The organism is Bacillus sp. ISL-57, from assembly GCF_018613135.1.
Lineage (GTDB): Bacteria > Bacillota > Bacilli > Bacillales > DSM-1321 > Peribacillus > Peribacillus frigoritolerans.
Genome location: NZ_JAGGQV010000024.1, coordinates 1 through 17,494, shown reverse-complemented (window position 1 = coordinate 17,494; position 17,494 = coordinate 1). Strand labels below are relative to the sequence as shown.

Below are 17,494 nucleotides of genomic sequence, written 5' to 3'. Positions count from 1 at the left end.
AGAAATTCAACGGCCTTTCCCCAATTGAATATCGAGAAAAGGCCGCAGCTTAAAAAATACTCTTTTTTTATTGTCTACTTGACAGGGTTATGTGCATATCGCCTTCTCCTTTCGTTTAATCTATGAATTGGAGTTCTGTTATCGTACATCTTTTCCTGAATTTATATTTCCCACTCAAATCACTGAATTGATAATCATTTAGGGATTTTCCCAGTTGTTCCTTTAGTTTATCCGCCGTGATGGATTCCTCAACTGTCTCTTTCCAATTTTCATTTCCCATTATTTCTTCGAACGGAATGGTAGTCAGGACTTCATCATATATCTGGATGCTTTGATCGATGCCGAAGCTGCCATAGATACTGCCATTTTCATCAGCAAAGATATGCTCCGATTCCAAATCTTCCACCAATACTTCCAGATATCCCTTTGACTTAACAGGCTTGATGGCAATCTCTGCTTCTGCCTTTACAGGTCCCAATCTCTTATCGATGATCTCTATCGTCAATTTAACGTGAACGGGCGGATAACCAAACCCTTCACAAATTTCTGCTGCCGAGTTATATACCATCTGAAACATCCTCCTTTTGTCACTATCATTATATAATATAAATACTCCATTCCCTTACCAAAAACCCTTATTCAATATCACTTGGCACTGCATCTCTCCTTCATCATCGGAAGGGTAATCGTCACTTTCCCGGAATCCCCTTTAAACGGCATCATAGTAAAAAAACAGTGTAACCCCGATTTCCTCAGTTCACGTGTATGATGATCATTTATCAAGCGTCATTTATACGTTTATCGATCATGCACCATACACTTTGATCTATTTATGAACTCAACTAAAAAATCCAATGCAGCTCAGGGGCATTGGATTTTTTATGTAGCTCACATTATGGCTTTAGCACCACTTTAATACATCCATCTTCGTGATCGTTAAAGATTCGATAAGCCTCACTCGCTTTTTCGAGAGGGACTTTATGGGATATGATTTCCGTAGGGTCGATCTCTCCAGCCGTGATTTTTTCAAAAAGTTTGGGCATGTAGTGAATGACCGGTGCTTGTCCCATTTTCAGGTTAATGTTCCTCTCAAATATATTGCCTAATGGGAACATATTATATTTCGAACCATATACGCCCGTCAGTTGAATCGTGCCGAATTTACGTACGGCGTTAAGTGCAATCTCGATCGCACTTAACGTTCCACCCTGAAGTTTCAGCTTTTGCTCAACGGCCTCAAGCGGCGATTTCTTGCCATCCATTCCCACACAATCTATGACCACATCGACACCGCCAGATGTGATTTCCTTAATGTAGCTGCCCATATCGTTATACTCATCGAAGTTATATGCCTCCACCTTATTCATCTGTTTAGCCTTATTTAGTCGATAAGGAAGATTGTCGATGGAAATGACCCTTTTTGCTCCTTTCATCCAAGCGAACTTCTGAGCCATCAAGCCAATCGGCCCACAGCCCAATACCGCTACCGTATCATCTTTCTTGACGCCAGCGTTCTCTACACTCCAATATGCGGTTGGCAGCACATCGGACATGAACAATAGCGCCTCATCTTCTAGTTCACATGACTCTGGGATGACAAACGGCATGAAGTTTCCATATGGTACCCTTAAATATTCTGCCTGCCCGCCTGGATAGTTCCCATATCGTTCCGTAAAACCAAAGTACCCGCCTGTATCCACCGCTTCATTAGGGTTGGAATTATCACATTGACTCTCCATATCATGTTCACAATAATAACAGTGCCCGCAAGAAATGTTGAAAGGCAGGACAACCCTTTCCCCTTTCTTCACCTTTGTCACTTCCGGACCCACTTCTTCGACGATGCCCATCGGTTCATGGCCAATGACATAATCTTTATGCGTCGGCAAAGCACCCTGATATATATGGAGGTCGGACCCGCATATAGCTGTTGAAGTCACTCGGACGATGATATCATCCTTTTGCTGAAGTTTCGGATCTTCAACTTGTTTTACCTGTATATCTTTTGCTCCTTGAAAAGTTACAGCCTTCATAATCAACCTCCTAAAATTTTCTTTTATTTTATATACCCGTCCGAAAGACCACTAAGCCTATGGACATCTAATTTCCCCAAGAATTAATCGCCCATTATGCTGCACCTGGATGACAAAAAAAAGCCCCGGAAACCGGAACTCACATTTGAAACCATTTATTTAGTAACTTTATTTCCATTATCATTGTGCTTATACTCACTTAGTACCTCGTTGAACACATCGGGATAATTCGTAAACAGCCCCGTTGCACCCCATTCAAGCGCCTTTTTCATATCGGCTCTTTCATTTACTGTATATGGATGGAATTGGAGGTCATGGTTTCGAACCATCTTCACATATTGTCCGTCAACTTTACTGAAGTTCGGGCCAACGCCAACTGCATATTCCTTTATGGATTCCAATTCTTCATCGGAAATGGTTGCTTGGGTCTTGTAAGAAAAAAGTTGCACAAGAGGTAACTTTGGATTCAAGTCATGAACCTTTATAAGGCTTTCTTTACTGAATGACTGTATTAATACATTCTTTGTACGGCCCTTCGAATCCACCATTTTATATTCTGCCAGAACCTGCAGAAGCTCTTCTTCCATACCTGGATACACATCAGGGGACTTTGTTTCGATATAGTAATTGGCCTTCTTTCCAAACTTCTTAAAGACTTCTTCAAGAGTAGGAACCTTTAACCCTTCATATACCTCTTTTGCCAATTGTGGATATTTTTCATTGAACCAAGTACCGGCGTCCAGTTTCTTGATTTCTGCCAGCGTTAAATCCTTCACAAGGCCAGTACCATTCGTTGTACGATCCACTTTTTCATCATGCATTGCTATCAATCTACCATCCTTGGTCATTTGAAGATCGATTTCTATGTAGTCGCCTTTCATTTGTTCTCCCATTTGATAAGCCGGAATGGTATGTTCAGGTGCATAACCAGAAGCTCCCCTATGTGCGACATTCACAATTTTCTTCTCATAAATAGATGAATTGGAATGATTTCCATTTGCAGCGGAGGCCCCCATTGAAGTAGCCTGCAATATAAAGGCCGCACTCATCATACAAAAACTGAATTTCTTTAGATTCGTTCTCATTTCCCTCTCTCCCTCCCATTATTACCATTATTTTAAAAGGGGAATGTGAATCTACAGCGAATATAATGTAAAGAAATAATATAGTAGTTAAAATGGTTAAAATAACCTATCAAAAACAGGGCAATCATGCAGTTCGTTCTACCCAACCAAAAAGTTGAATGAAACTTTATTGTTTGATTAATGATAAGAAGCCTCCAAAAAGCCTCTTTTTCCAAAAAAAGCGCATATGAAAAATGTGCTATATATGGATACTGGTAATCAACGGTCATCCAAATGAGCATAACTAAATATTCCCAATCCCCCGCATTTCTTAACTCCTTACTCCGCTTTTATGCAAGTCATGCTTCTTATTCAAAAAATGTAAGTCTCCCATATCTACGATAAACTCTAGATATTGGAAAGGAGATGTTTTCCTCAAAATCCTTTTCCTTTCCACAATATAGATAGAAAGGTTATCAATGACAAAATCTATCTTTTTCTGATTTACAAAAAACTAGTATCATATTACTATTAAGCAAACAGAATATTAATACTAAGGGGAATTATGTTAAAAGATTACCAATATTATCAAAATAAAAACCGATTTATACTGAAGGCTTTCATGGCAATGATATCCTTTTTACTATTGGTTGGGATTTCTGTATCACCTATAAGTTGGAAAGATAATCCCTACGAGATGACAATACAGGTCATTTTAATATCGGGGATGATAATTTCTCTGTTATTTTTCTTAAAAACAGAAGTCAATTTTTATAAAACCCTATTCATTTTCTTAATTACTGTTTATTTTTATAGCAAATTTTGGATATTCCCAGATACTTCCATCATGCTGGCCATATTTGCTATAGCACCCTTGTTTCCCATTTTTCTCTTTGATAAAATCGGGTTTTATATTGTGGCCACTTTAAATATCATATTAGGTCCCGCTTCCATCTTGATCATTTCAAAAACGGATCTTCAACACACTTATGAATATGTCGCTTTGGATAGTTTCGGCAACATGCTTAATTTCATCGCTATACAAATCATATTGGTATTCGTATTCATAGGAACCAATAATAGGATGGAATCCAATAATGCATTTCATAAGGAAATACAGCAGGCCAAGCAATTGAACTCAGTCGGACAGCTAGCTGCCACCATTGCACATGAGATACGTAATCCGATTACGGTCGTTAAAGGGTTTGCCCAGCTATTAGATCAAGAGAAGGAACTGAATGAAACGGAAAAATTTTATGTACAGACCATGCTTACGGAACTTGAATATACACAAGTGATTATCAATGACTATTTGTCTTTAGCAAAACCGCAAACGGATAATGTACAGGTCATTCCTTTAAATGATGAAATCCAAAAGATTTCCGACCTATTAACCAGTTTTGCCAATAATCGCAACATCGGATTTCTTCTCGATTTCCGTGACGACCTGCACATTAACATGAATCCCATCGAGCTGAAACAGATACTGGTCAATATCATGAAAAATGGAATTGAGTCAATGAACAAACCCGGATTCATGAAGGTGGAAACAGAGCAGGAACGCACTATGGCAAAAATACGAATAACGGATACAGGAATAGGCCTATCAAAAGAACATCTTGAAATACTCGGCACCCCATTTTACTCGCTTAAAGATAGGGGAACCGGTATCGGTCTGACCGTTTGTTATTCCATCGTTCAAAAATACAAAGGGAAAATCGTGGTACAGAGCGAAGTGAACAAAGGAACATCGTTCACCATTTATTTGCCCTTATATAAAGAAATAGATTAAACATACATACCTAATAAGAAAAAGGATGCCCCCCCATCACCGGGCGGTCATCCTTTTTCAATTAGGCTTTAAAACTATCTTGCCATTTCAGCAAATGATTTTCTAAGAAGCGGACGAATGAGTCTGAAATTTTACCAGCGAGGGCAAAAATGATGATGCCTACGAATACGACGTCCGTTTTCATGAATGAACGGGCATCCTGGATCATGAAGCCCACCCCTCTATCCGCACCAAGCAATTCAGCGACGACCAGGCACATCCAAGCCGCACTTAAGGCTAAACGGATACCAAGTAATATGTTAGGCAAAGCTGCAGGAATCATGAGCTTCGTTATTTGTTCCCGACGGCTAAACTCCAAGATTAGGGCAACATCGTAGAGTTTTTTATCCACATTCCGAAGGCCCAAAAAAGTTTGTAGATATAGTGGAAAAAAAGCACCTAAAGCAATAAGCAGCACTTTGGATAGTTCACCAAACCCGAACCACATAATGAATAAAGGCGTGATCGCGAGTAAAGGAACCGTTCGTAACATTTGAATGCTTGGGTTAAGATACTCTTCGGATTTTTTTTGCATCCCAACGATGACTCCAAACAATAAGCCTAAAAACCCACCTAGGGCAAAGCCAATAAAAGCCCGCATTAAACTGATCTGTAAATGCATGCCCATTTCCCCCGACTGGACGAGATCAATGAACGTCATGACGATCAATAAAGGGGATGAGAACAATTGGGCAGGCAGGATGCCAACCGAACCTAATGCTTGCCATGCAATCAACACGACAACGGGAAGGACCGAACCCCGCAATGCCGATTTGGCAAGTTTGGATTGTTTTGTCGTATCCCTTATGACAAGGTGCTTGTTTTGTGCAACGGTCTGTGTAGACATAATTTCCATCCATCCTTCCTTTTTCAAAAATTCAATTAAATGCTCCAATCTTCCACCTCTACTGGATGATGTTCAAGTTGGGTTAATATGACGGACCTGAATTCCTGGAACGCTTTGCTTGTTCGGGTTCTTGGGTATGGCAAATCAATCGGAACGATAGCTTTAATCCGTCCAGGCTTTGCATCCATGATGACCACCTTCTTCGATAAAAAGATGGATTCATCAATATCATGGGTGACAAGCACCATCGTTGTCTTATTCCTCTCCCATATTTCCAGTAAAGCCTCTTGAAGATGAGTTCGCGTGAATGCGTCCAATGCACCGAATGGCTCATCCAGCAATAAAACTTCAGGATTACGCAATAAGGCCCTGGCAATGGCAACACGCTGCGACATTCCACCGGATAATTGGCGTGGATACGCCTTTTCAAACCCTTTTAGTTTAACAAGTGTAATCAAATCATCCACCCTTCTTCGTATGTCCGGTTTCTTTAATGGAAGGTTACCTGCAATATTCTTCTCCACGTTTAGCCAGGGAAATAAGCGATGCTCCTGAAAAATGAAACCACGGTCTTTAGAAGGGCCGCTAACCGTAAGATCCCCTGCCATGATCGTGCCATCAAAGTCTGAATCAAGTCCTGCAATCAACTTTAATAATGTGCTTTTCCCGCAGCCGCTTGGACCAATGATGGTAACGAACTCACCATTGTTGACGGTCAGATTTAAATGATCCAAAACATGGACACTTTCATTTTCATTCTTAAATGTTTTGCTTACCTGATTAATTTCTAACGTCGCAACCAATCCCCTCACCCTTTCTCAATTAAAAAAATAGAGATCCAGCAATAAGGCACATATTGTCCCTTTGCTGAATCTCCAGTTAACTAGTCGATTCAATATTTCATTTTATATTAACTTATCGATTATTTAGAATCAACACCTAATACCAATTTATTTTATCGGATTAATCAATAAAGTATTTGACAGATAATTCTAACAGCTGTTAAGATGCATTCATACACAAACCCACTTCACACTGGAGCCAATTTAATAAAGGTCATGTGAATCAACTGGACTACCGGAGATTCAATGAAGAGTAACCAAGCAAACTCTTCGTTGAATCTCTTTTTGTCATTATTCTGACTATCCAGATGTGTATAACTGTAAAAAAGGAGGGAATTCATGAAGGAATATCGTAAACATCTAACCGCAGTACTACTTGCCATCATTAGTATCGCTGTATTGTCGGGCTGTAATTCCGATGACGGCAAAGCTGCCGGGAAAAGTGCTCCACTGAAAGTTCATATTGCCTTAAATGGCAAGATGGGGCCATTGGTCATAGCAAAGGAAAAGGGATTGTTCAACGAAGAGTTTTCTAAATTGGATGCCCAAATCGAATGGAGTGAATTCCAGAGTGGTCCCCCGCTTTTGGAATCCCTTGCTTCCAATCGGGTTGACCTGTCTTTTTTAGGGGATGGTGCACTGATTGCCGGCATTGATAAGAATCTTCCATTCGAAGTGATTGCACAAACAGGCCGGGGTGAGTCATCTGTCCGGATCCTGGCTCAAGCGGAAGGTAATATAAAGCAGATTGAAGACTTAAAGGGAAAAACGGTCGGTGTTGCTTCGGGGACAACGGGTCATGTGTATTTAATCAAGGCGTTGAAAGCCCATGGTTTAACGACTGATGATATTAAACTCATCAATTTGCAACCGGATGATGCTCAGGCGGCTTTTGAAACGAAACAATTGGACGCCTGGGCGATATGGAACCCCTATTACCTTAATAATATTGAAAAAGGGAATGCTGTCGCACTTAAAGTAAAAGGAAAAATATTAGCTCCAGGTGCAATCATTGCACGTAACGGCTTTGCCGAAGAGCATCCTGAAATTGTCGAGGCCTATTTAAAGGTTTATAAAAAAGCTGCCGATTGGCAAATTGAGAATCCAGATGAAGCATCTGAAATTTATTCCAAAGAAACGAAGTTGCCTGTGAGCACGGTAAAGACAATAATAACGGCCGAAGAACCAAATATCTTCTTTACTGAAGATGCCATCAAAGCACAACAAGAATCCATCGATACTTTAGCTGGTGTGGGCTATATCAAGAAATCATTTAATTTTAAAGATCACATCAACAATGAATACATTGATGAAGCCTTTAAAAAATAAAAAACTAACCTTACAGGAGGAGATTGATTATGACGGAAACTAAAACACAACAATTGAAAGTGGTACCGGTAGCAGGAAGGATTGGAGCGGAAATTCAAGGAGTGCAATTAAGCGGGGACTTGGATTTAACTATTTTCAATGAAATCAAACAAGCGTTAAACGACCATAAAGTCATATTCTTCAAAGGTCAAAATCATTTGGACGATGCCAGCCAAGAAGCATTTGCCAAACTATTGGGTGAACCTTATGCACATCCTACAGTACCCGTCAAAGACAATACTAATTATATTTTCGAGCTTGACTCTGAACGCGGTGCTAAAGCAAACCATTGGCACACTGATGTCACTTTCGTTCCAGAGGTTCCTAAATATTCTGTTTTAAGGGGGGTAACCATCCCTGATGTCGGCGGAGATACAGTTTGGGCCAATACGAATGAAGCATATGAGGACCTGCCGGATGGATTGAAGAAATTAGCGGACGGACTATGGGCAATCCATACAAATGAATATGATTATGCTCAATTCAAACCAGCCGAAAACATTGATGATGAGGTTAAAAAGAAGTATCGTGATATATTCGAATCGACCATTTATAAAACAAGGCACCCAGTCGTTCATGTGCACGCCGAAACCGGAAAAAGGCATTTGTTATTAGGTGGCTTTGCTGGTAGAGTGGAAGGCTATACAACAAGTGAATCCGAAAGATTATTAAGCATCTTCGATTCGTACGTCACGCGCTTAGAAAATACAGTGCGTTGGCAATGGAGTGAAGGCGACGTGGCCATTTGGGATAACCTAGCCACGCAGCATTACGCTATTGCCGATTACGGGGACCAGCACCGCGTCGTTCGCAGGGTCACAGTAGGAAAAGACGTTCCCGTAAACAAGGAGAACGAGTCCAGCAGACTAATTATTAAGAAATAAAACTCCTGTATCGAAGGTAAGCTTCCATTACTTGAATGCCCCATAAGCTAATGAAAACATTCAAACGGCCTTATTGCAGGAAGTTTGAGTGTTTTCTTTATTGAGCAGACTTTGCCAACTCGCCCTTTGGCATATCATTACTTTCCCCTCATTTAAAATTAACTTCAATGAATTCAACCTCTTCTGCCCGACTTAATGTTCCATGGGCTTTTCCAACGGTGCCTTCTTTGTCTTCCCAAAAGAAGTTATGGTCCTGAACGATCGTGCTAAAATCAAAGTCTCGCCACGCGGCAGCGATGGACAGCAATCTATCTCTATGCTGAAAATCACTTGAATCCACTATTTTATAAACTTCTTCTATAATCTTAGGGGACATCGGTATAGCTCCCCGTTTATCTTGCGAGCGAACCTTTTGATGAGTCATTTTATGCATGACGTCCATGACTTCCGTTTCAGTTGAGCCTTCATCAAGTCCTGTTTCAAATTCAATCCCATCATATATCGCTGTTTTCGCTTCAAGTTCCGCAGCTTTCGCTTTCGCTTCCCTTTGGGCTTCGATTTTTTCATCTTCTCTTTCTCTTTCAATCTGTTCCTTGGCTTCCCTGGCTTCCATTGCCAGTTGAGCTTTTTCGTACTCATTGGAGTTCTCCATGATTTTTAAGGAAGCAACCCCCAACCCGAATAATGCAAAAGCAGAGATACCGCTAATAAGTAAAACCTTTTGCGTTTTCTTCATAAAAACTTCCTCCAAGATTGATAATGTCAGATAATATTTATTTTAACATATTGAATGGAATAACTATCCAAAAAAAGGAAGACGTCCAACCCTCTCATCCCTTCAATAAGAATTACAGTCGTTTCAGATCGATAATTACCCAACATTCCATTTTTTCAAGAAGATTCATTCGTCACTTATTGCATACTGGATGACACATATAATGCAGCAACAGTGGACAATGAAAAATTGATAATATCGGGCAGGATGTAGTTAAGGTAGTGGATTGGAATAGTATTAAGAACAAGGTCTGGGGTTTGTCGATAAATAGATGGAGTAATTTATAAATGTAAAAAAGAAACTGCCAATCTAAAATCGGCAGTTTCTTTTCGTTTTCGTACAGCCGGCGTCTTTATCAGAATTAATTGTCCTGAACGATTATTTCATCGATTATACCGTAATCCTTCGCTTCATTTGCACTTAAGAAGTAATCGCGATCTGTGTCCTTTGCCACCTTTTCGATAGGCTGACCGGTCCTTTCGGAGATGATTTGATTGATATGATCCTTTAGCTTCAAAATCCTTCGGGCAGAAATTTCGATCTCCGTTGCTTGCCCCCTCGCCCCACCAAGTGGTTGATGAAGCATGATTTCACTATTTGGCAAAGCGCACCTTTTCCCTTTCGTACCCGCCAATAAAAGCATGGCACCGAATGATGCGGCCATCCCCGTACATACAGTCCTGATATCAGGCTTAATATATTGCATCGTATCATAAATGGCGAAACCGGCACTGGTTGATCCCCCTGGACTGTTTATGAAGATGGTAATTTCTTTGTCAGGTGCATCTGCTGCCAAGAATAACAATTGGGCAACCACACTATTGGCTAAATGATCGGTGATCTCTTCCCCAATCATGATGATACGGTCTTTTAGAAGTCTGGAATAAATATCGTACGAGCGCTCACCTTTGCTGGATTGCTCAATTACATATGGAATGGTGGTCATATCTCTTCTTCCTCCTAACAATAATGTTGGCTATGCAGCCATTGAGAGTGTGTTTGAAGGAGTGAAGCTTGATTTGGAAAGATTCGAACGATTCATCAGTTTAGGAATCATCGACTCACTGTTCAGGGATTTGAAAGATGGGATGCTTCTAATGAGGATATCTGGATTTTGGGCTTTTAAAGCCTGTGTCATCAGCGACATGAGCCGCTGTTCCTCCTCATCCTGCCAATCTTCCACGCAAGTCAACCTGCGATCTTCAACGTCATTCTCAAAACGCTTCTTCACGCGGTTCAGGATTGCCTTTACAGCCGTTTCCGTGGTGTTCAAGTATTCTGAGATTTCTTTTGACCGGTAGAGGAATCCTTCCTTTAATATGAACACTACAGCTTGTTTCGGGGTAAGGGATTTTATTATATATTCAACCGTTTCAAAGACATTTTCCCCAACTGCCCCCAGTTGTTCGGCATCCAACAGATTGTCTAAAGATTCTTTTTTCCTTTTTCGTATCGTATCAATCCAGGAATGCCGGGCTATCGTCTTCAATAAAGCTTTGGTTATCACCGTTTTTTTCCCATAGCCCTGCATTGCCTTCAATATCGTTTCCTGAGCCAAATCATCCCCATCCCAATTATTTTGGGTCAGAAATCGGCAAAACCGATTCAATTCAGGATAAACTTCACGCAAAATTGCAACGTTATCCTTTTCTTCAGAAATATCTTCCCTCAACTTATTTATCATTTTTCTCACTCCTTCAACACCCTCTATCCTCTAAACGTTTCAGAAAGAGAAAAAGATATGGGGGTGAAAAATTTTCCTTCATGCCTCATTATATTCTATTCCATTTTTTCCATTGGATTTCCTTTCATACTAAAAACCTGTTTGGTTAAGATCCAAACAGGTTAATATATACCTCCACCGCTGTGTACCCTGTTCGTCACCAATCATTTCAGTGCAGACCTTATTTTCCAAAACATTTATTATTCTGCTCCATTCCATTAAGCCAGCCAGACGCTTGGATGTGACGTACCTAATGTCCTTGGTGTGAATCCTGAATTCGATCCCATAGGAGAACTCTACTGCTATTCCAAATGTTCAATGCATTCGACCGTGTATTCGCTAGGTTCCATTTCGTTTACTTCCATACCAAACCAACTGGAGGAGCGACTCTCATTAGCGCTTTCTTTACAATAGTTCACCATAGAACCTGCTGGCTTTTCTTCAGACTCTTGATCGCTCATCTCTTCAAAATTCACCGACCGCACGTTATGACGCCCGCTGTCTGACTTTTCATTATCCAGGTCTGCGAACATGAACATGCAGTAAAAAACCAAAACCATAATTGCCATGGTAATCAACCTTGACAGCATAGGCAGTAATTTTTTCAAAATAGCCAAATCTCTCTTCATGGTGGTTTCCCCAATCCTGCTAAAGCATATTAAATTCAGAATGAATTCATCTATATAAATATCCCATCAAAAACACTAGTTTAGAAAAATATTACTATTTTTATTATATCAAGTCCCAGAAGTTTTTAACGATTATTATCCAATAAATAACTTAAAATACTCCGAACCCTTTATAAAATGGACAGCCCCAAAAATATCAATATACCCCTCAAATTGACTTCCCTCCTTTTTCAGTGTTACTCTTAAAAGTATACATTCAAAATACTGATTCCATTGGCGTGAATTAAGGGTGATCACTTTTGCCAAAAGAACATTTAATAGACGTTCAACCAATCAGATCATCGGAAAAATTAGATGATATGAAATGGTCATTGAAAAGACATTGCAGCGAGAGAGACTACATATTGTTCTTGTTAGGCATCAATACCGGCTTACGGGTGACTGATCTATTATCGCTGAAGATAAAGGACATTGAAGGCAAGATGGAGGTCATCATCAAGGAAGGGAAAACAAAAAAGCCAAGAATGATACAGCTTAATACTATATGTAATGAATTGGCTGCCTATATAGCCACCATTGATGGTGAATGGCTATTCCCCTCACGCAAGGGCGATAAGCCGATAAGTAAGATCCAAGCTTACAGACAGCTTAATAAAGCAGCGGACATGGTGGACATCGAGGGCATCGGTACACATACCATGCGGAAAACATTCGGGTACTGGCACTATAAACGAAGTAAGAACCTCGCTGAGTTACAAATGATCCTTAACCATTCACACCCTGTAATTACACTTAAGTACATTGGGGTGAATGGTTAAGGAATAGAGGAAAGCTTATATGACTTTACACTATGGGAGGACCGAAGAAATGTCATTGACTGAATACAATGCAAAATATGAATCTATCATTCGCAGCAATATTTCCGACAGACAAAAGGCATTGAAGTTAGCTGATCTGATGACCGATATGGAAGGGCAGCTAAAAAATGAAATAGGGGAACACCGAAATAAAGAGGTAAATGCTTTATATAAAAAAGTATCTCTTTTCTCCAACTTGTTATGAAATAGTCCTAAGACCTTGCCCTTATGTGCAGAGGTCTTTTTTTGCCTTGAAAGTAAATGATTTGTTTCCTTAAGGCTTTACACTGCACTCATTTAACATCCGACTGACGGTACTGGTTTCAATGTCTACAAATTAAACATACTTAAGGAATACTTTTTCGCCATCATTTCCAAGATTTTTATCCCGGCAACGCTGTTCCCCTTCTCATCCAGCGCTGCACCATAAATTCCAATCCCGCATTTTCCGGGGACGGCCCCCATGATTCCCCCTGACACACCGCTTTTAGCCGGTATGCCAACATTAATGGCAAATTCACCTGATGCGTTATACATGCCGCAGGTAACCATGAATGTCTTGCAAATACGGGCAATATCCCCGGGGATGATTTGCCTTCCCGTCAGCAAATCTTTCCCATTCATGGCCAGCACACAGCCTATCCTCGCTAAATCCTGACTGTCCATTTCAATGGCACACTGCTTCGAATACAATTCGATTAAATCCTCCACATCCTCATTTATTACATGATGCTGCTTTAAAAAATAGCTTAACGACCTATTCAAGTCTGCTGTATTATATTCTGACCGGGCAACTTCTTCATTAAAGCCGATATTCGGATTTTGCGTCAACTCCCGGATAAAATGTAAAACACGTTCAAATCGCTCGGTTACACTGTTACCTGCAATCATGTGGGTCACAGTCAATGCTCCTGCATTGATCATGGGGTTTAACGGTTTGGATGGCTTGTTTGTCTCTAGCTTGGCAATCGAATTAAAAGGATCGCCAGTGGGTTCTTTTCCTACATAGGAAAAGACATAATCCTCCCCTTTTTCCATTAACACAAGTGCAAGTGTCAAAACTTTTGATATGCTTTGCAGGGTCATTTTACCGCTTACATCACCCGCACAATATCCTTTCCCGTCAGGATAGTAAATAGCAACAGATAAATCCCCAGGATTCGCCTTTTCAAGAGCCGGTATATAGTCTGCCACTGTCCCGTTACCCGTATATTTTTTTGCCTCATCAACCAGTTGCTGTAATTCGTCATTGGACCTGCATTGACATCCCATATTGTTCACAATTTTCCGCCCCTTAGAAAATATGTTTTGTGAAGTGTTCCTACATAGTGTTTTTTTATTTATTGCCATATTCCACCGATATTATTTAAAAAACTGCAAAGCGGCTACTTTCCTGGTCTTGGATTTCTTAAATAATGATTCTTTAAAGAAATTTTTAAATGCTCCTCCATTTATTATTTACTGATTTTAATTCACCCTTTATAAGATCCTGATATACCTCCCCCCTGTTTAATGCACAGGTTGCTTTTTAAAGACTAAGGAAAACAACAACATATATAACAAAGGTCAACTGTAAGACAGGTGAGCTAATGCCTTGTAAAAAATCAGGAGCAACTTCTCTGTTCTTTAAAGATTTAATTGAAAAAAGAAGGAATTAGAAGCGATTAGACGGAAATATAGACCATAAGAATATTATCATAAGCTTTTATATGTATTCATACTTGATGGAAAGTAGGAAAAGTCATGGAAAAATCAAAAAGTTTACAAGAAATCTATAACGCAAACCGTCCAGAAAATAATGAACTTTTCCGAGCGATACAACAGCAGCTACAAATGAAGCATCCAGACAAACGAATGACAACTACGAGAACCATGCAAATAATTGTGGCTGATAGTGTTTCATCTGGAGAGTTGCGTAATGTGGAAGCCCGCCTTCTTTACAGTTTATAAGGATCTATGCCCTTTTAAAATTTCGAACACAGAACGAATTCATCATTGAAAGAATTTATAAAAAAATGGCCCCTTTTGTAGAATAAAGTAAATGGATGAAGTATATAATCAAACTGGTTAAGATCGAGCCTGAATGAACATGTTATATATAATTTAGTTCGTTTCGTAAACAAACTTCATTCTTTCGCCTACTTCGTGCGCTTCGGTGCAATGATTTTGTCTTTGGAAAATCTCAGGTATTCTATTACTCAATTTGAATATATACCCACTTTCAACTGGTGAGTAAAAATGCTCAAAAGATAAAGATTGACAACATTTTTAGAGTGACTCATACTAAAAGTGACTCGGGTGACAGAATATTATGAATAGTGGAGGGGTAATTATGAATAAGATTTTCGTTCCTAACGCAATCGCCACTTTAACAAGGCTTTTCTACAGTTCGACTACAATGAATGAGTATTTAGCGATGAGAACCGCCCAATTCTACATTGAAGACCTGAAGTTACTGCAAGACGTGGAGGCTGTTGCCTTGGCGATCGAAAATCAAAATGCTTTCGCATTAATGTCTAAATTCAAATTATTTGATTATAAGGCTGCTGAAAAAATTGAAATCGCACTATCCGCTTCTGGCTATACGGAAGCAGACTTGAATACTATGAATATTGAAATCTAAATCATTTACAAATTTTACGAAACGAATGGTAGAGTTAATACTCTTTGACCCATTCGTTTTTATTTTTAATCGTAGTTACAAACGTGCTCCTTAATGGAGAATTCATGTATCGTTTTGTAAGCAATAGGCGTCTGCCTCAGTGTTCACATGATATCCTAATACCTTTAATCACTTCCATGATGTTTGTTTGCTCCTTCGTTTCACTTCTTCTTCATTCTTGAGTGATAAACAATCATTGCATAATCCCCCACATTACTTGTACATTTTTTGTTGTGTCATGAACATAAAAAAGCTTCACACAATTAAGTGTGAAGCTTTTTGTAATAGCGATCCTTCGCTATTCGTGATACCGGTGGCCGGGGTCGAACCGGCACTCCAGAGGAACACGATTTTGAGTCGTGCGCGTCTGCCAATTCCGCCACACCGGCATGTATGTTGGAGGCGGCAACCGGAATCGAACCGGTGGTAAAGGTTTTGCAGACCTCTGCCTTACCGCTTGGCTATGCCGCCAACGTTTTTTGGAGCGAAAGACGGGATTCGAACCCGCGACCCCAACCTTGGCAAGGTTGTATTCTACCACTGAACTACTTTCGCATATGGCTGGGCTAGAAGGGATCGAACCTTCGCATGACGGAATCAAAATCCGTTGCCTTACCGCTTGGCTATAGCCCATTAACGTTGTAATCATTATATCATATTTTTTAAAATGGGGCGACTGATGGGAATCGAACCCACGAATGCCTGAACCACAATCAGGTGCGTTAACCACTTCGCCACAATCGCCATTATAGAATTTAAATTGGCAGGGGTAGTAGGACTCGAACCCACACTGGAGGTTTTGGAGACCTCTGTTCTACCTTTAAACTATACCCCTGTAATAAAAATGGTGGAGGGGGGCAGATTCGAACTGCCGAACCCGAAGGAGCGGATTTACAGTCCGCCGCGTTTAGCCACTTCGCTACCCCTCCGCATATGGATGAAACATGGTGCCGGCAAGAGGACTTGAACCCCCAACCTACTGATTACAAGTCAGTTGCTCTACCAGTTGAGCTACACCGGCACTACTATGGTGGCTCAGGACGGAATCGAACCGCCGACACAAGGATTTTCAGTCCTTTGCTCTACCGACTGAGCTACTGAGCCAAACAATAAAAATGGCGGTCCCGACGGGAATCGAACCCGCGATCTCCTGCGTGACAGGCAGGCATGTTAACCGCTACACCACGGGACCATAGATTGCGGGGACAGGATTTGAACCTGCGACCTTCGGGTTATGAGCCCGACGAGCTACCGGACTGCTCCACCCCGCGACGGTAATAATGTTGCTATTATACATCAAGTTTTCGTGTTAAGCGTTTCAATGGTCTGATTAATCAATCCTTTATGCAGAAACAACCTGATCTTATTGAAAAATGGTGGAGGATGACGGGATCGAACCGCCGACCCTCTGCTTGTAAGGCAGATGCTCTCCCAGCTGAGCTAATCCTCCAATATGTTGTCTAAATGGTGACCCGTACGGGATTCGAACCCGTGTTACCGCCGTGAAAGGGCGGTGTCTTAACCGCTTGACCAACGGGCCAGGTATAAATGGCGGAGAGCAAGGGATTTGAACCCTTGAGACAGGGTTACCCGTCTACACGATTTCCAATCGTGCTCCTTCGGCCACTCGGACAGCTCTCCAATAATGGCTCCGCAGGTAGGACTCGAACCTACGACCGTTCGGTTAACAGCCGAATGCTCTACCACTGAGCTACTGCGGAACAATATAAGCTTGGCGACGTCCTACTCTCACAGGGGGAAACCCCCAACTACCATCGGCGCTGAAGAGCTTAACTGCCGTGTTCGGAATGGGAACGGGTGTGACCTCTTCGCTATCGTCACCAAACAATGTTAACATTTTTTCAAGACATATATTATTATAACGTCTTTTTGAGAAAATGCAAGAAGAAATTTTCATTCCTTCAAAACTAGATAATAAGAAGGTATTTCATTTTTTAAAAAGCGTTGGTAAAGTCTTC

The 17,494-nt window shown here is 40.7% G+C and carries 17 protein-coding genes, 15 tRNA genes and 1 rRNA gene; 7 read left to right on the top strand and 26 right to left on the bottom strand.

The window, feature by feature from the left end:
• Positions 1-115 precede the first annotated feature (115 nt).
• The 3 genes from J7I90_RS24190 to J7I90_RS24180 all read right to left on the bottom strand — a co-directional run bounded on the left by J7I90_RS24190 (position 116) and on the right by J7I90_RS24180 (position 3,118).
• Positions 116-568, bottom strand: a complete 453-nt coding sequence (locus J7I90_RS24190) for a hypothetical protein (protein WP_214774141.1) — start codon at positions 566-568, stop codon at positions 116-118.
• 325 nt (positions 569-893) lie between these two features.
• Positions 894-2,033, bottom strand: coding sequence for a zinc-dependent alcohol dehydrogenase (locus tag J7I90_RS24185; RefSeq protein WP_214774138.1), 1,140 nt, complete (start codon positions 2,031-2,033; stop codon positions 894-896).
• A 155-nt stretch (positions 2,034-2,188) separates the two neighbouring features.
• Positions 2,189-3,118: a glycerophosphodiester phosphodiesterase gene (locus tag J7I90_RS24180; protein WP_396020454.1), complete on the bottom strand. Its 930-nt coding sequence runs from the start codon at positions 3,116-3,118 to the stop codon at positions 2,189-2,191.
• An 895-nt stretch (positions 3,119-4,013) separates the two neighbouring features.
• On the opposite strand from J7I90_RS24180, the gene J7I90_RS24175 reads away from it, so the two are divergent.
• Positions 4,014-4,889: an ATP-binding protein gene (locus J7I90_RS24175; RefSeq protein ID WP_214774136.1), complete on the top strand. Its 876-nt coding sequence runs from the start codon at positions 4,014-4,016 to the stop codon at positions 4,887-4,889.
• Positions 4,890-4,950: 61 nt separating this feature from the next.
• Here J7I90_RS24175 and J7I90_RS24170 read toward each other — a convergent pair whose 3' ends face one another.
• Positions 4,951-5,778, bottom strand: coding sequence for an ABC transporter permease (locus J7I90_RS24170; protein WP_396020455.1), 828 nt, complete (start codon positions 5,776-5,778; stop codon positions 4,951-4,953).
• 32 nt (positions 5,779-5,810) lie between these two features.
• Entirely contained in the window at positions 5,811-6,578 is a 768-nt protein-coding gene (locus tag J7I90_RS24165) for an ABC transporter ATP-binding protein (RefSeq protein WP_214774135.1), read from the bottom strand.
• 378 nt (positions 6,579-6,956) lie between these two features.
• Here J7I90_RS24165 and J7I90_RS24160 point away from each other — a divergent pair, with 378 nt between their 5' ends.
• Positions 6,957-7,946: an aliphatic sulfonate ABC transporter substrate-binding protein gene (locus J7I90_RS24160; protein ID WP_214774132.1), complete on the top strand. Its 990-nt coding sequence runs from the start codon at positions 6,957-6,959 to the stop codon at positions 7,944-7,946.
• Positions 7,947-7,975: 29 nt separating this feature from the next.
• Positions 7,976-8,869 (top strand): TauD/TfdA dioxygenase family protein, encoded by an 894-nt coding sequence (locus J7I90_RS24155; RefSeq protein ID WP_048684230.1) that lies wholly within the window; start codon positions 7,976-7,978, stop codon positions 8,867-8,869.
• 148 nt (positions 8,870-9,017) lie between these two features.
• Here J7I90_RS24155 and J7I90_RS24150 read toward each other — a convergent pair whose 3' ends face one another.
• The 4 genes from J7I90_RS24150 to J7I90_RS24135 all read right to left on the bottom strand — a co-directional run bounded on the left by J7I90_RS24150 (position 9,018) and on the right by J7I90_RS24135 (position 11,996).
• On the bottom strand, positions 9,018-9,605 hold the full coding sequence (locus J7I90_RS24150; protein ID WP_214774130.1) for a DUF6241 domain-containing protein: 588 nt from the start codon (positions 9,603-9,605) through the stop codon (positions 9,018-9,020).
• A gap of 400 nt (positions 9,606-10,005) precedes the next feature.
• Positions 10,006-10,590, bottom strand: a complete 585-nt coding sequence (gene clpP, locus J7I90_RS24145) for an ATP-dependent Clp endopeptidase proteolytic subunit ClpP (protein ID WP_034305312.1) — start codon at positions 10,588-10,590, stop codon at positions 10,006-10,008.
• A gap of 30 nt (positions 10,591-10,620) precedes the next feature.
• Positions 10,621-11,328, bottom strand: a complete 708-nt coding sequence (locus J7I90_RS24140) for a sigma-70 family RNA polymerase sigma factor (RefSeq protein WP_214774128.1) — start codon at positions 11,326-11,328, stop codon at positions 10,621-10,623.
• Positions 11,329-11,669: 341 nt separating this feature from the next.
• Positions 11,670-11,996, bottom strand: coding sequence for a hypothetical protein (locus tag J7I90_RS24135; RefSeq protein ID WP_214774126.1), 327 nt, complete (start codon positions 11,994-11,996; stop codon positions 11,670-11,672).
• A gap of 359 nt (positions 11,997-12,355) precedes the next feature.
• On the opposite strand from J7I90_RS24135, the gene J7I90_RS24130 reads away from it, so the two are divergent.
• Complete coding sequence (locus J7I90_RS24130; RefSeq protein WP_214774145.1) at positions 12,356-12,814, top strand: tyrosine-type recombinase/integrase; 459 nt, start codon at positions 12,356-12,358, stop codon at positions 12,812-12,814.
• Between the two features lie 49 nt (positions 12,815-12,863).
• Positions 12,864-13,058, top strand: coding sequence for a hypothetical protein (locus J7I90_RS24125; RefSeq protein ID WP_053533812.1), 195 nt, complete (start codon positions 12,864-12,866; stop codon positions 13,056-13,058).
• A gap of 125 nt (positions 13,059-13,183) precedes the next feature.
• On the opposite strand, the gene glsA is transcribed toward J7I90_RS24125, so the two are convergent.
• Positions 13,184-14,125 (bottom strand): glutaminase A, encoded by a 942-nt coding sequence (gene glsA / locus J7I90_RS24120; protein WP_214774143.1) that lies wholly within the window; start codon positions 14,123-14,125, stop codon positions 13,184-13,186.
• A 471-nt stretch (positions 14,126-14,596) separates the two neighbouring features.
• On the opposite strand from glsA, the gene J7I90_RS24115 reads away from it, so the two are divergent.
• Positions 14,597-14,803, top strand: coding sequence for a hypothetical protein (locus J7I90_RS24115; protein ID WP_133352275.1), 207 nt, complete (start codon positions 14,597-14,599; stop codon positions 14,801-14,803).
• A gap of 382 nt (positions 14,804-15,185) precedes the next feature.
• Positions 15,186-15,476 (top strand): hypothetical protein, encoded by a 291-nt coding sequence (locus J7I90_RS24110; protein WP_214774123.1) that lies wholly within the window; start codon positions 15,186-15,188, stop codon positions 15,474-15,476.
• 347 nt (positions 15,477-15,823) lie between these two features.
• On the opposite strand, the gene J7I90_RS24105 is transcribed toward J7I90_RS24110, so the two are convergent.
• The 16 genes from J7I90_RS24105 to rrf all read right to left on the bottom strand — a co-directional run bounded on the left by J7I90_RS24105 (position 15,824) and on the right by rrf (position 17,361).
• A tRNA-Leu gene (locus tag J7I90_RS24105) sits at positions 15,824-15,904 on the bottom strand.
• A gap of 8 nt (positions 15,905-15,912) precedes the next feature.
• Positions 15,913-15,986, bottom strand: a tRNA-Cys gene (locus J7I90_RS24100).
• Between the two features lie 9 nt (positions 15,987-15,995).
• Positions 15,996-16,070, bottom strand: a tRNA-Gly gene (locus J7I90_RS24095).
• A 3-nt stretch (positions 16,071-16,073) separates the two neighbouring features.
• Positions 16,074-16,148: transfer RNA gene (locus J7I90_RS24090), tRNA-Gln, on the bottom strand.
• Between the two features lie 35 nt (positions 16,149-16,183).
• Positions 16,184-16,259 (bottom strand) — tRNA-His (locus J7I90_RS24085).
• Between the two features lie 17 nt (positions 16,260-16,276).
• Positions 16,277-16,350, bottom strand: a tRNA-Trp gene (locus tag J7I90_RS24080).
• A gap of 10 nt (positions 16,351-16,360) precedes the next feature.
• A tRNA-Tyr gene (locus tag J7I90_RS24075) sits at positions 16,361-16,444 on the bottom strand.
• A gap of 16 nt (positions 16,445-16,460) precedes the next feature.
• Positions 16,461-16,536, bottom strand: a tRNA-Thr gene (locus tag J7I90_RS24070).
• 7 nt (positions 16,537-16,543) lie between these two features.
• Positions 16,544-16,619, bottom strand: a tRNA-Phe gene (locus J7I90_RS24065).
• Between the two features lie 12 nt (positions 16,620-16,631).
• Positions 16,632-16,707: transfer RNA gene (locus tag J7I90_RS24060), tRNA-Asp, on the bottom strand.
• A gap of 5 nt (positions 16,708-16,712) precedes the next feature.
• Positions 16,713-16,786 (bottom strand) — tRNA-Met (locus tag J7I90_RS24055).
• A gap of 103 nt (positions 16,787-16,889) precedes the next feature.
• Positions 16,890-16,965: transfer RNA gene (locus tag J7I90_RS24050), tRNA-Val, on the bottom strand.
• A gap of 15 nt (positions 16,966-16,980) precedes the next feature.
• A tRNA-Glu gene (locus J7I90_RS24045) sits at positions 16,981-17,055 on the bottom strand.
• Between the two features lie 9 nt (positions 17,056-17,064).
• Positions 17,065-17,156: transfer RNA gene (locus J7I90_RS24040), tRNA-Ser, on the bottom strand.
• Between the two features lie 5 nt (positions 17,157-17,161).
• Positions 17,162-17,236: transfer RNA gene (locus J7I90_RS24035), tRNA-Asn, on the bottom strand.
• A gap of 9 nt (positions 17,237-17,245) precedes the next feature.
• Positions 17,246-17,361 (bottom strand): 5S ribosomal RNA (gene rrf, locus J7I90_RS24030).
• Between the last annotated feature and the right edge of the window lie 133 nt (positions 17,362-17,494).

Bases quoted from the DNA above. Each gene is read 5' to 3' on its own strand.
- J7I90_RS24190 (WP_214774141.1), bottom strand. From the start codon at position 568: ATGGTATATAACTCGGCAGCAGAAATTTGTGAAGGGTTTGGTTATCCG.
- J7I90_RS24185 (WP_214774138.1), bottom strand. From the start codon at position 2,033: ATGAAGGCTGTAACTTTTCAAGGAGCAAAAGATATACAGGTAAAACAA.
- J7I90_RS24180 (WP_396020454.1), bottom strand. From the start codon at position 3,118: ATGAGAACGAATCTAAAGAAATTCAGTTTTTGTATGATGAGTGCGGCC.
- J7I90_RS24160 (WP_214774132.1), top strand. From the start codon at position 6,957: ATGAAGGAATATCGTAAACATCTAACCGCAGTACTACTTGCCATCATT.
- J7I90_RS24155 (WP_048684230.1), top strand. From the start codon at position 7,976: ATGACGGAAACTAAAACACAACAATTGAAAGTGGTACCGGTAGCAGGA.
- J7I90_RS24150 (WP_214774130.1), bottom strand. From the start codon at position 9,605: ATGAAGAAAACGCAAAAGGTTTTACTTATTAGCGGTATCTCTGCTTTT.
- clpP (WP_034305312.1), bottom strand. From the start codon at position 10,590: ATGACCACCATTCCATATGTAATTGAGCAATCCAGCAAAGGTGAGCGC.
- J7I90_RS24140 (WP_214774128.1), bottom strand. From the start codon at position 11,328: ATGATAAATAAGTTGAGGGAAGATATTTCTGAAGAAAAGGATAACGTT.
- J7I90_RS24135 (WP_214774126.1), bottom strand. From the start codon at position 11,996: ATGAAGAGAGATTTGGCTATTTTGAAAAAATTACTGCCTATGCTGTCA.
- J7I90_RS24130 (WP_214774145.1), top strand. From the start codon at position 12,356: ATGAAATGGTCATTGAAAAGACATTGCAGCGAGAGAGACTACATATTG.
- J7I90_RS24125 (WP_053533812.1), top strand. From the start codon at position 12,864: ATGTCATTGACTGAATACAATGCAAAATATGAATCTATCATTCGCAGC.
- glsA (WP_214774143.1), bottom strand. From the start codon at position 14,125: ATGGGATGTCAATGCAGGTCCAATGACGAATTACAGCAACTGGTTGAT.
- J7I90_RS24115 (WP_133352275.1), top strand. From the start codon at position 14,597: ATGGAAAAATCAAAAAGTTTACAAGAAATCTATAACGCAAACCGTCCA.
- J7I90_RS24110 (WP_214774123.1), top strand. From the start codon at position 15,186: ATGAATAAGATTTTCGTTCCTAACGCAATCGCCACTTTAACAAGGCTT.